The sequence below is a fragment of the Tengunoibacter tsumagoiensis genome (genome assembly GCF_003967535.1).
GTDB classification, from domain to species: domain Bacteria; phylum Chloroflexota; class Ktedonobacteria; order Ktedonobacterales; family Ktedonobacteraceae; genus Tengunoibacter; species Tengunoibacter tsumagoiensis.
Genome location: NZ_BIFR01000001.1, coordinates 3712413 through 3725522 on the forward strand (window position 1 = coordinate 3712413; position 13110 = coordinate 3725522).

General features: G+C 50.3%; 11 protein-coding genes. 2 read left to right on the forward strand and 9 right to left on the reverse strand.

Going from position 1 to position 13110, the window contains the following annotated elements:
- Positions 1-251: 251 nt before the first annotated feature.
- Complete coding sequence (locus EL628_RS14555; protein ID WP_126580659.1) at positions 252-962, forward strand: histidine phosphatase family protein; 711 nt, start codon at positions 252-254, stop codon at positions 960-962.
- 21 nt (positions 963-983) lie between these two features.
- Here the strand turns inward: EL628_RS14555 and EL628_RS14560 are convergent, their stop codons facing one another.
- Positions 984-2186 (reverse strand): class I SAM-dependent rRNA methyltransferase, encoded by a 1203-nt coding sequence (locus tag EL628_RS14560; RefSeq protein ID WP_126580660.1) that lies wholly within the window; start codon positions 2184-2186, stop codon positions 984-986.
- A gap of 300 nt (positions 2187-2486) precedes the next feature.
- Positions 2487-4466 carry a glycoside hydrolase family 15 protein gene (locus EL628_RS14565; RefSeq protein WP_126580661.1) on the reverse strand — a complete coding sequence of 660 codons (1980 nt, stop codon included), beginning with the start codon at positions 4464-4466 and terminating at the stop codon, positions 2487-2489.
- Between the two features lie 371 nt (positions 4467-4837).
- Here EL628_RS14565 and EL628_RS29840 point away from each other — a divergent pair, with 371 nt between their 5' ends.
- The gene (locus EL628_RS29840; protein WP_161975513.1) at positions 4838-5011 is read left to right on the forward strand and encodes a hypothetical protein; all 174 of its coding nucleotides are present in this window, start codon (positions 4838-4840) and stop codon (positions 5009-5011) included.
- Positions 5012-5154: 143 nt separating this feature from the next.
- Here the strand turns inward: EL628_RS29840 and EL628_RS14570 are convergent, their stop codons facing one another.
- From EL628_RS14570 to hemA, 7 genes are all read right to left on the reverse strand, one after another.
- On the reverse strand, positions 5155-6138 hold the full coding sequence (locus EL628_RS14570; protein ID WP_218028920.1) for a PLL family lectin: 984 nt from the start codon (positions 6136-6138) through the stop codon (positions 5155-5157).
- Between the two features lie 258 nt (positions 6139-6396).
- Positions 6397-7377 (reverse strand): porphobilinogen synthase, encoded by a 981-nt coding sequence (hemB, locus tag EL628_RS14575; protein ID WP_126580662.1) that lies wholly within the window; start codon positions 7375-7377, stop codon positions 6397-6399.
- Between the two features lie 12 nt (positions 7378-7389).
- Positions 7390-8706, reverse strand: coding sequence for a glutamate-1-semialdehyde 2,1-aminomutase (hemL, locus tag EL628_RS14580; RefSeq protein WP_126580663.1), 1317 nt, complete (start codon positions 8704-8706; stop codon positions 7390-7392).
- A 169-nt stretch (positions 8707-8875) separates the two neighbouring features.
- Complete coding sequence (locus tag EL628_RS14585) at positions 8876-9634, reverse strand: chlorite dismutase family protein (RefSeq protein ID WP_126580664.1); 759 nt, start codon at positions 9632-9634, stop codon at positions 8876-8878.
- Positions 9628-10485: a uroporphyrinogen-III synthase gene (locus tag EL628_RS14590; RefSeq protein WP_126580665.1), complete on the reverse strand. Its 858-nt coding sequence runs from the start codon at positions 10483-10485 to the stop codon at positions 9628-9630. Before EL628_RS14590 ends, EL628_RS14585 begins: the two co-directional genes overlap by 7 nt.
- Complete coding sequence (gene hemC, locus EL628_RS14595) at positions 10478-11440, reverse strand: hydroxymethylbilane synthase (protein ID WP_218028921.1); 963 nt, start codon at positions 11438-11440, stop codon at positions 10478-10480. The genes EL628_RS14590 and hemC overlap by 8 nt, the downstream gene beginning before the upstream one ends.
- Complete coding sequence (gene hemA / locus EL628_RS14600; protein ID WP_126580667.1) at positions 11385-12752, reverse strand: glutamyl-tRNA reductase; 1368 nt, start codon at positions 12750-12752, stop codon at positions 11385-11387. Before hemA ends, hemC begins: the two co-directional genes overlap by 56 nt.
- Between the last annotated feature and the right edge of the window lie 358 nt (positions 12753-13110).

Sequence of the window (13110 nt, forward strand, 5' to 3'; positions counted from 1 at the left end):
TATGATAGAGTTACATATTATCATTCATGACTGCAAAAAATGTTCTATCCATTGATCTCTATGCCTTACTATAGGCACGATAGCCTGAGATCAATTAAAACATCAGAGCTTTGAGCTAACGTTAAACATCGTTTAATAATAAGCTGTTAGACTGATGGGATGACATGTTTGAAGAACATGAACACGTTCTGCTATACCCTTACATAGCCGGCCCGATCCTCGTATATATATAAAGGAGTCACTTATACACCATGAATACTGTACACACAAATACCATCTATCTGGTTCGCCATGGCGAGAATCCGGCAAATCTCACTCATGAATTTTCTTATAAAGCTGTTGATTATTCTCTCACTCCCAAAGGCAGATTGCAGGCACAACAGACAGCTGCATACTTCAGTCAGCAACCAACCATCAATGCCATCTATGCATCGCCACTGAAACGTGCCAGAGAGACCGCTGAGGCAATTGGTGATGCACTCCAGCTTCCTGTAACAATCATCGAAGAATTCCGTGAGATCAATATCGGAGATTTAGAAGGCAAAGAGCCCAGCCACGAGAACTGGGAATATCATAACAAGATTGTACAACAATGGTTTAATGGTCATAAAGAGATCGCTTTTGTTGGTGGCGAAAATTATTATACGCTCCTGGCTCGTTTGAAAGCTGGCCTGTTAGAAGCGACGCGCAATCGCAACGGCCAACGAATCATCATTGTTGGCCATGGCGGCATCTTTACGCGGACGATGCCCGACCTCTGCCCCACCATGGATATTGAAGAGCTCATCCGCGTCGATAATTATAATTGTGCTGTAACGGAGATCGAATTAACGACAAGTGGAGAAAAAGTAGAAGGCATCATGAAACGCTGGGCATCCTGCGCTCATCTCCATGGTGAGGCTGCGGCTGTCGTGACAGGCCTGGCCCCCTTTGGAAGTGTCGAAGAGAGCCAGTTGCAGTAAGCACATCACCCGTAAAATCTATCAGCCAACGCGGCAGAAGATAGATTTCAGGTAGCTTGTTTCGGGCATCGCAATGTGAATGGGATGATCGACGCCATGAGTATAAGATTCCAGAAGTTGGACGGGACGTTGGAGGCGTTGGGCGCTTTGAGAGATCACTCCTAATACATCGTCCATCCCAATCACACCAGAACAGGAACAGGTTAAAAGAATGCCCCCAGGGCGCAGAACCTGCATCCCAAGCGTGTTCAAGCGCCTGTAGGCCTTCAGCGCGTTGGTCCGTGTATTCTGTGTCTTCGCAAATGCAGGTGGGTCTAGAATCACAATGTCAAATTGCTCTCCATTCTGAACAGCCTCTTCCAGATAGTCAAATACATCTGCTATCAGAAACTCATGAGCATCTGGCGATACATGATTGAGCTCAAAGTGCTTTTGTGCGGCCTCCATCGCCGGTGCAGAGACATCGACGCTGGTGACAGTTGTATCTGGACTGGTCAGGGCTCCATAAACAGAGAATCCTCCAGTATAACTAAAGCAATTAAGGATACGCTTCCCCCTGGCATATTTGCGCAGGGATTCACGTTTATCGCGCTGATCAAGAAAGAAGCCAGTTTTCTGACCATTCCAACAATCGACCGTGAAGTACACTCCATTTTCACGGATAGTAACAGCATCAGGCACTGTTCCGGCTCCGATCATGGGCTCTTCAATATCCAGGCCCTCTCGTTTGCGCGATTGGCTATCATTACGGAAGAGCAAGCCTTGCGCCCCGGTCTCCTGCATTAAAGCTTCGATCAGGAGAGGACGGAGCCGCTCCATGCCCGCAGTATGAATCTGTGCAACCAGCACATCAGCATAGCGATCAACCACGAGGCCAGGGAGACCATCCCCTTCAGAATTGATGAGACGATAGGCATTGGTCAGCTCTGGATCAAAGACCTGTCTGAGTTGCACAGCTTGCGCGACACGCCGACGCAGAAAGTCTACAGTAATCTGCTCTTCTGGATTATAGGTAAGAATACGAATGGCTATATCGGTCTGAGGATTGTAGTATCCACGTGCCACAAACTTCCCTGTTGCTGATTTGACATCCAGCACCCCACCAATCTCAACCCAGCGTGGAGGTTGCTGTAAAGCCCCGGAAAAGATCCAGAGATGTCCGCCTTGCAGACTCTCATCCCGATGTGGTTTTAAGCTCGCCGAAGGATAATGAACAGAAGACACGTTGCCACTTACTCCTTGATATCTATACAATAAAAATGAGGCTTTTTTTAACCTTGCGCTATTATCTCACATGGTAAAACTATGGGAGAAAAGCACATGCAAGCAAAGGCTGGCCCGAGGTGCTCTCCATAGAGACGTTTACCGCTCATATAACCCAAAATTCACACCATATGGCTCTGGCAGGAGAGGCAAAGGCACGAACTGAAGGCACGCAACAAAAAGGAGGCATCTGATTGGCTCAATGAATGAACAAATCAGGTGTCTCCTTGTAGTGTTAGAACAAAGAATACGTCCTTTTACCTACTGCTTCTGAAGGCGAATCGCCGCAATCAATGGATCGGTATGATGCTCAGAGAGACGCATCTCAGCTTTACGCAGATTGTTCGCGCTATTAATCAAAGCAATATGCGTAAAGGCCTGTGGGTAATTTCCCAGAGCCACATCCCCATCGATCTCTTCAGAGAAGAGCCCCAGGCGACCAGCGCATTTCAGGAGGCGTTCAAACAACGAACGAGCCTCATCAAGACGTCCCTGCATTGCCAGATTATCGACCAGCCAGAAAGTGCAGATTGTGAATGTGCCTTCTGCCCCCTCCAGACCATCATCTGAGAGATAGCGATAGACAAAGCCACGCTCATCGGTAAGATGCTCAATAGTGCGATCGACGGTCGAACGCATACGAGGATCATCTGGAGCGATAAAGCCCACCAGCGGCAACAAGAGATTAGAGGCATCCAGAGCCGTATCACCATACGATTGGGTAAAAGCACCCACCGACGTATTGTATCCATTGGCCAGAATATCAGCACGAATCTGATCACGTACCATCTTCCAGCGAGGCAGGTCAGCCTCAAGATTCTGCTGCTCGGCAGCACGAACTCCACGATCCAGAGCGACCCAGCACATCACCTTTGAATACACAAAGTGACGCAGGCCACCGCGAACCTCCCAGATACCACTATCGGGCTCGTTCCAGTGTGCACAAACATGTTCAACCAGCGTGCGCATCATCGTCCACAACGGACCTTCCAGCGTCTCGCCATAGCGCTCAAAGCAGCCCTGGCGGCGATACAGGTGGATACAGTCGAGGACTTCACCAAACACATCCAGTTGTTTCTGATCGGCTGCCCCATTCCCAATACGGACAGGCCCAGAATTCTCATACCCGCTGAGATGCTTTAATTCGATCTCTGTTAGCTCTCGCTCGCCACGAATGCCATACATAATCTGGAGATCTTCCCCATTGGCAAAGGAGAGCCGACGCAACCAGTGCGTAAAGGCGCGAGCCTCTTCAGTAAAACCAAGCACGTTAAAGGCATAGAGTGTAAAGGTTGCATCGCGCAGCCAGGTAAAGCGATAATCCCAGTTGCGCATACCGCCGATTTCTTCGGGTAAAGAGGTCGTAGGCGCAGCCACAATCGCCCCCGTTGGAGCATAGGTCATCATTTTTAAAGTCAGCGCACTGCGCTCGACCATGTCAGCATAAGGACCTTGATAATTGCAGGAAGCAATCCATTTTCGCCAGCAATGTAATGTATGAGCTAATTCAGCATCAAAATTTCTTATTTGTAATTCCTCGTCCACCAGACGACGGGCAGACTGCGCTGTACGGCCCATACCCACAACAAACAGAAGACGTTCACCCTCACGGAGGGTCACCTGCGCCTGCACCGTACCATGCCAGTCATCTTGATCCTGAATGGAGTTTAGTGAGAAGGATGGCAACAGGTGCGCTCCAACGACGGAGAGGCCAACATGTTGCTGCCCGCCAGAGATCACAACGCCCGTGTGGCTCTCTGAAAACGTAATCTCACTCGGTGAAGAGGCATAATTTGGGCTCACTTTGAGCTTCATAGTGATGGGCATCTCGCCATGTACGCATTCAACAATACGCACAAGACAGTGGCAGGAGCCATCATCACGGGTCCAGGTATTATTATTCATGCCTTTATAGGGCCAGGCGCTCAACGTCTCGATCGGCATAAAATCGGTGAGAACCATCTCGCCGGCAATACTGGCAAAACGGGTCTGCAAAACGTTGCTCCCGCGCAAGTAGCGCTGTGAACCAGGGATCGTCCCCTCAGTGGGAGCGATCTGGAAAAAGCCTCCGTGTTCGGCGTCTAACAAGCGACAGAAGATGGCCGGGCTATCAAAGTCGGGTAGACATCCCCAGTCTACCGACCCGTCTGGGGACACAAGGACCACAGAATGACAGTCGCCAATGACGCCATACGAATTAATCGGCAGATAAGTGCGATTGAGTTCATTCATCCCAACCATTACGCAACACTTCTCTCTCTTAAACAATGTGCTTTACGACATTCCTTAGAAATCCTTAAGGCTTCCTTAGAAAATCCTTAATTTCTTGAACCCTTATAACAGATTAGAACGCAAGAGTACAGTTGATAGTAACAGTAAAAAAAGCCTTTTTTGAGATTTTTTTTACTGTGAGCGAAACGTGAGAACTTTACACGTTATTCCACTTCCACTATACAGCTATTCACTTTCCGCTGGACATTTTTAGCCCGTATGTGCTACTTTGAAGATGAGAAAAGTGGGGGAAAGCTCAGCAAGTGCAAAAAGAGGAACTTTTTCCCTCTGTGAGACGTGTAGCAGAAAGAACGTTCAGATGGAAGAGAGTAGGCACAGCAATGAGTAAATTTCAACAGATGATGCAACAGCCAGCGGGGCGTATTGGCCTGACAATGGGATTGGTTATCGGCGTCATTGCCGCTATGATGGGAGAGGCGAGTAAAGCATTATTATTTGTAAGCTTCTGTCGCTTTCTCGCCAGAAGCGCTCACCCCAAAGATAAGCAACCTTAATCCTATTTTTCTGTTTCTTCTTCTATCCTGGCAGAGATGGGAACTCCCAAAAAGTCCTGGCAGAGTATATTTGTACTCTGCCAGTTGTCTGCTTCAATCCTCATAAACAAACGTGATACAATCACACCTCTTTTCCAATCTTGTTATGCCCACCATTTATGGAAGAGATGCTTGTTGGTCCCCCCCACAAACACATCTATACGATTATACCCCCATGAAACGGCTCCTGGACCGAACTTCAGCACACCTCCCAGACCTTCCCAATTTGACCAGCCACCATCGTACCACTTGTGATACAGGCCACTGTCAGTTCCAGTTACAAAGACATCCAGGCGACCAGGGGCCCAGGAAGAGACTGTTGGATCAGAGGTAAGGATACCGCCCAGGCTCTCCCAATCATGCCAGATGCCATCGTACCACTTGTGCCAGAGCGCATAATCAGTGCCACGCACGAAGACATCGATACGACCATTGCTCCAGGAGACTGCTGCTGGCCCCGACGTGAGGACGCCGCCCAGGCTCTCCCAACCAGACCAGCCACCAGAATACCACTTATGCCACAGGGCATTATCTTTTCCTCGCACAAAGACATCTAAACGACCAGGGGCCCAGGAAGAGACGCTTGGAGCCGATTTTAGAATCCCCCCCAGGCTCTCCCAACCAGACCAACCACCATCATACCACTTGTGCCAGAGCGCGTTATCCGTTCCTTCAACGAAGACATCAATACGACCATATGACCATGAGACAGCACCAGGAGCCGACTTCAGCACACCCCCCAGGTTCTCCCAGCCAGACCAGCCCCCATCATACCACTTGTGCCACAGGGCCTTTGCTGGTCCACTAATAAAAACATCCAAACGGCCAGGGGCCCAGGACGAGACGCTCGGCTTGGAACCAAGCAATCCGCCAAGATCCTCCCAGCCAGACCAGACCGTTGGACTGGCCTGGATGCCTGGAGTAAGACTGGCACCATGCGCAATTTCACTGAATGCCAACGAGCCCAGTTCAGCAATACCGGCAGAGGCCAGGAAGAGCGCTCCCGCCTGTCGGAAAAAAGCTCGGCGACTCTCACGATTCTCGACGATTTCTACGATCTCTCCATTTGATCTCTGTTCTTCTTGCATCGATTTGTTCCCCTTTCCACTATTTTTACGTGCCAATATGTGCACATAAAGTGTTTTCGGTTCTCTGCAAAAGTTTCTCAGGATTCTGTTGTGGAGATATGTATCTCCTTTTATAGTATAAAAATCCAGACAAATAAAAAGCTGCCTCTATCTAAAGTTACGATAAGAGAAAGATTATAAACAAAGAGAGCTCTTCCAGCATTGTGATACTGGAAGAGCTCTCTTTGTCGCAAGAACTCTTTAAAGATGGAAAAGGATTTAACTATTCTTCAACCAGGTCGCCACGTCGGGAGCAAAGTAGGTGATAATCATATCGGCACCAGCTCGTCGGATACCAGTCAAGATTTCCAGCGCTACACGCTGCTCATCAATCCAACCATTTTGAGCGGCTGCCTTGACCATTGAGTATTCGCCACTCACATTGTAGGCTGCTACTGGCAGATTACAGGTATCACGTACCTGGCGAATAACATCCAGGTAGGCCAGCGCTGGCTTGACCATCACAATATCCGCTCCTTCTATGATATCCTGCTCAACTTCACGCAAGGCTTCGCGATGATTGGCAGGGTCCATCTGGTAAGAACGGCGATCTCCAAACTGTGGCGTTGAACCTGCTGCCTCGCGGAAAGGACCATAGAAGCCGGAGGCAAATTTGGCTGAATAGGCCATGATGGGGGTCTGCTGAAAACCCTGTTCATCCAGGGCCTTGCGAATCGTCCCTATACGCCCATCCATCATATCTGAGGGAGCGACGATATCGGCACCAGCAGCAACATGCGAAAGTGACATACGTGAGAGAAGCGTAAGCGAGGCATCGTTAAGGACGTTGCCATGCTCAATGACGCCACAGTGGCCATGGCTGGTATATTCACAGAGGCAGACATCAGTAATGACAAGGGTCTCTGGAGCAGTCTCTTTGAAGACGCGAATAGCCTTTTGAATAATTCCTTGCTCTGCATAGGCCTGAGATCCTACCTCATCCTTCTCATTGGGAATACCAAAGAGGAGAACGGCTGGAATGCCCAGCCTTGCCAGGCGCTCAGCTTCTGCCGGGAGGGCTTTTAATGGCCATTGAACAATACCTGGCATGGAAGCTATCTCAGAGGGCTGATCAATCCCTTCAGCCACAAACAGTGGATAGATAAGCTGCTCAACGCTTAGACGCGTCTCACGCACCAGTCCGCGCAGGCGCTCATTCTGCCGCAAACGACGTAAACGAACGGTTGGGAATTGACTCATAGCTGATTCTTTCTAGTCTTGTTTCTTCAGGACTGCCGAGACTGCGGCAACGGTGTCTGCTAGTTGCGCATTGGTGAGAGCAAGCGAGATAAAGCAGGCTTCAAACTGCGATGGAGGGAGATAGATGCCACGCTCTAACATCTGCCAGAAGTAGCTGGCAAAATGGGCGGTATCGGAACGTCTGGCGCTGGCATAGTTGGTAACTGGCTCGGCTGAGAAGTAGAGACAGAACATAGCTCCTATGCGCACAAACTGAGCCGGGATCTTCTGGTCATAGAGTACGCGCTCAATCCCTTCTGAAAGCAATTGCCCCTTCTGCTCCAGACGTTCGTACTGACCCGGCTGGCGTAACTCGTTCAGCGTCGCAATGCCAGCCGCCATAGCCAGAGGATTCCCAGACAGGGTACCCGCCTGATACATCGGACCCAATGGAGCCACCAGCTGCATAATCTCACGTCGCCCACCGTAAGCCCCAACTGGCAGCCCTCCACCGATAATCTTACCAAAACAGGTCAGGTCTGGCGTCATTCCCACTCGCTCCTGCATGCCCCCCAACGCCACTCGAAAGCCAGTCATAACTTCATCAAAAATTAAGACGGCTCCATACTGGCTACTCAGGGTCCGTAGCCGCTCCAGAAAGCCTGGTTGAGGCAGAACCAGCCCCATATTGGCCGCTACTGGCTCAACAATGATGGCAGCTATCTCATTGGGATAGGTACGGAAGAGTTCGGCAACGGCATCTCCATCATTATAGGCAACAGATAAGGTGTTGGCCGTGGTCTCTGCTGGCACACCCGGGCTATCGGGGAGCCCCATAGTCGCAACACCTGATCCTGCCTGCACCAGCAACATATCTGCATGTCCATGATAGCAGCCGCTAAACTTAATAATTTTGCTACGACCAGTGTAAGCGCGGGCCAGGCGCAGGGCACTCATGGTGGCCTCGGTCCCAGAATTGACAAAACGCACCATCTCAACCGATGGCACACTCTCAATGACCAGGCGCGCAAGGACACTCTCGGCCTGAGTAGGAGCCCCAAAGCTAAAGCCACGCTGGCTCGCCTCAGTCACAGCCTGGACAACGGATGGATAACTATGGCCGAGGATCATTGGTCCCCAGGATTGCACATAATCCAGATAGCGATTACCATCAACATCATAGAGATAGGAACCCTCGGCCCTATCAATAAAAATGGGGGCCCCGCCGACACCACGAAAGGCTCGCACCGGGCTATTGACTCCCCCAGGTAGTAATGTCTGGGCTTCCGCAAATAATTCATGGGAACGCGCAAGTGATAAAGATGTCTCTGCCGAGCTCTGCTGGCTCATAATTCCCCCTTTTCTTGCCTTCTGACAATGGATAGCATATGGTCCCGGCTCCAGATGGATGCCTGAGACCGATTGGCGCGTACAATGACCCTTTTTTCATACAGGTCAGACACCCTGGAAGAGACGAACCGATAAAGGTGCCTCTTCCTCGCAAAAGGCGGCACAACGTCTACGCACCAATAGATTCCAAAATGTCATGCAAAGATTCTGCCACACAGGTGTACATGGGGGTATCGCGTAACGTATACATACTTGCTTCGGTCTCGCGCAGCTCCTGGACCAGATCCAGAAAATCAGGCAATACGTCCGTCTCAAAGGCAACGACAAACTCCTGATCGTCAATACCAAACGAATAGGTGGTATTTAATGAAACGCTTGGATACTTGAGACCAACACGAATATGCTCATTCATCATGCGCTTGCGGTCTTCCATTGGAAGTGCATACCAGGGGCGAGTCTTCACAAAAGGATAGACAAAAAGGTACTTCTTATCATCAGGTGTAATGACGAGCCGAGGATCATGGGCACCTCTTGCGTTCTTTCCCACATAGACTGAACGTTTGGTCATTGAAAGCATCGATTGAACCTCACGCAAATAGGGGCCCATTGCGCTACGGCGAATCTGGCTGCTCAGAAAACGTAGTTTATCGATATCGTAGGTTGCCTGCCAGAGCATAAAGTCGCAATCTGAGCGGATACCATAGAGAGAGAATGTACGAATGAGTTCATCCTGGGCATATGCCTCAAGGATCTGCTCCAATTGTCGCCGCCCCTCGGCACGACGTTCGGCTGGCAACAACTGCCATTGTGGATCAAGTTTATAGAATGAGAAACGCACCAGCTGGCGGGGCTGCTTCGGCTTAGGCTGCTCCTGGGCAGGTGCTGTCTCAGATTGTGAACCATGTGTGGTAAGTGTCTGATCTACCATGATACTTTTTCCTCGCTTTGGATGATTGCTTTCACCAGCCCATCGATGGTAAATTCTTGCGCCTCAATATCGACGCGCAAGCCCAGTTCGCGGGCCGTTTGTGAAGTAATAGGGCCAATACTTGCTATCTTTATCTGTTCGGCAATCTGTGAACGCTGTCCATCTGGCCCATAGCTTTGGAGCCAGGAAACAAAATTGCGGACAGTAGATGAGCTTGTAAAGGTCAACAGATCAATCTGTCTGTTTTGTAATTGCTGAAAGACTGTCCTCCCCTGCTCATCATCACGGGTAACAGGAAAGGTATAGTAAGCTGCCACCTCTTCCACGTTTGCGCCTGCTTGTTGCAGTTCGGTAAACAGAATCTTGCGCGCCTCGGCTGCACGAGCCAGCAGAATACGCTGTCCCGCTATACTTCGACCATCTCTCTCAGCAGCTTGCAGAAGGGCCTGAATAACACCTTCAGCGACATATTCGGAAGGGATAAGGTCGGCCTGAAGGCCATAGTGCTCCAACGCTGCCGCAGTGGCGGGACCGATTGTCGCAATACGTCCCTGCCAGACTGCACGCATCTGCTGTGGCTGATATCCCAGACTGAGCAGACGCTCCATACAGATCGCAACGCCATTGGCACTCGTAAGTACCAACCAGTCATAGCTCACTTCATTGACAATAAAGAGGCGACTGAGCGCTTGATCTAATGCGCTCCAATCGTCTGGCGGAACGATCCGGATCGTTGGAAATTCCACTGGTATCGCACCAGATGCCCTTAACTGCTCACAAAGAACGCTCGCCTGTTCTCGCGTACGCGTGACTAAAATGCGTTTTCCTTGAAGAGGAAGTGAATCAGACATGACTCTGCACCTGCTCTCTGATTGGAATAATCTCCTGAATAATCCGATCTGCGCCCCGGGTCAATGCCTCCTCAGCCAGCCTGACGCCCAGCGCTTCTGCATCTGCAATCGTTGAGTTTGAGGTCCAGGGGAGACTCTGTTGAACGCGAATCTTCCGCTCGCCATCAAGACTAATCACCAGACCCTGTACACTCAAAACATTCTCACGAATCTGGGCCGCCGCGGCTACAGGAAGATAACAGCCAGCACCTAGATGGCGCATAAAAGTACGCTCAACGCTGGTAGCGGCCTGAGCCTCTTGATTCTGCAAAGGGGCGAGAAGGCGCAACAGCTCTGGCTCGTTGCGACACTCCACCCCTAAAGCGCCCTGACCAGGAGCAGGGAGCATCATCTCTAATGGAAAATAGGTCATCCTGCCAGCTAACCGCTCAACAAAATCCAGCCGATGAAGGCCTGCTGCCGCCAGGACAATGCCATCATACTCACCTGCCTCCAACTTCCGGAGCCGCGTATCCACATTGCCACGTAAAGAAAGAATCTGTGCCTGTGGTAAAAACTCGCGAATCTGCGCCGTGCGCCTGAGACTACAGGTCCCAATGCGTGGCGATACACTCAATTTAGCGTCTGGCTGGTTGGGAAAAAGACGACCATCCGCAATGGTAAACGGCTGATTTGTCACAAAAATATCGCGCACATCCTCCCGTTCACCAACAACAAGCACACAAAGATCATCTGGCTGTTGGGTTGGGAGATCCTTCAGACTATGCACAGCAAGATCGATGCGGCCTTCATGCAGCGCATGCTCAATCTCCGTCACAAATACTCCATCGCCACCAATCTGAGACAATGGAAGATTGGTGACACGATCGCCAGTTGTATGGATCTGGACGATCTCAATCTCAAGACTGGGCCACTGCTGGCGTAGCTGCTGAGTTACCCACTGCGTCTGTATCATAGCGAGCTTGCTTGCTCGTGTTCCGATCCTTATTGACATCGACATCTGCCTTCTCTTCCAAATCAAATAAATAGCGCATAGCCTCTGCATAGACATGCCCCTGACCAGCTGCCGCCGCTTCTTTCAGCCGCAACATGGGGGTATGTAAGACCTTATTCATTAACCGTGTGGTAAGCTCCTGTACAACCGCGACTTCACGCTCTGAAAGGGAAGAAGGAAGTTGCCGTAGGGTGCGCGCCAACTCTTGTTGTCGCAACGCGTCCACATGTTTCCGAAAATCACTAATCGTATCGACAACGCTTAATGATGCCTGCCAGCGCTGAAAAGCTGCCACCTCTTCAGCCACAATGACGCGTACCTGCTCAGCCTCTTGCAAACGGAGAAGGATACCACGCTCAACTTCGGATTGGAGATCATCTAAATTATACAGATGAATACCTGGCAGATCCGCTACCGCAGGCTCAATATCGCGTGGCAGAGCAATATCGATCATCAGGAGTGAGCGCCCTCCACGGTGGGCCATCACATGACTCATAAGCTCATAGGTCATGAGCGCTCGTGGCGATTTAGTAGAGCTGATCACAACATCCGCCTCAATCAAGGCCTCTGATAACTCTGCAAAGGTGCGATGGGTCCCCTGGAAAGACTGCGCAAGCTCCGCAGCATGCGCCTGCGTACGATTCACAATCACCAGTCGCTGCGCCCCGTTATCACACAAATTACGGGCTGCTAGCTCACTCATCTTTCCTGAACCAACTAATAGGACGCTAGCCTGATGAAGATCGGGGAGGAGATGATGCGCCAGTTGTACTGCCACATGGCTTAGTGAGGCTGCATTCTTGCTAATCCCAGTCTCGCTACGCGCTCGCTTCCCTGTCACAAGAGCCGAACGGAAGAGCCCTGAAATTAAAGGGCCTGCAAAACCACCCCCCTGTGCAATCTCCATCGCCTCTGCAACCTGACCCTGAATCTGAGGCTCACCAGGAACCAGCGAAAAGAGCCCACAGGCCACGCCAAAGAGATGCGCGATCGCGCGCTCATCAGCAAAGCTATAGCTATGAGCTTCTACCTCATCAAACGCTACCTGACGAAGCTCACTCATTACTGTTAACAGATCCAGACGTCCCTGACTGATCTCCTGACAGACCGCATATATCTCGAGACGATTACATGTAGAAAGCAAGACACACTCCTGCACATATTGGCTAGCTGCTTGCAGAAGATGTGGAATATGGCGAGAGGAACACGTCAAGCGTTCGCGTAGTTCAATAGACGCGGTAGTGTGATCAACGCCAACGACGATGATATGCATGCAAACCTCATAAAACTTTTAGAAATTTCATAGTCTACTTTAGATTTTAGCGTTTTTTTCAGAAGAGTCAAGATCTGAATTCCTATATATTCTCAGGCGCTCACCTTATCTTCCATCAGATATCTACCTGATCGATGTTACCCGTTCTTCATTCATACATCATCAATAAGGTACATAGGATGACGTCGAGGAAAAAAAAGAGCATACCTCCTGTGGTACGCGCTCGGGCTGATGGCCTCTTCATTCCATCCTATGCCTTTTTTTGCTTAACACTTCTTACTCTCTACTAACAGTAACACAAAGTTCAATCGTCCCCACACCAAAACTCATGCAGAAATGCTGCCCCAAAAGGTGTATG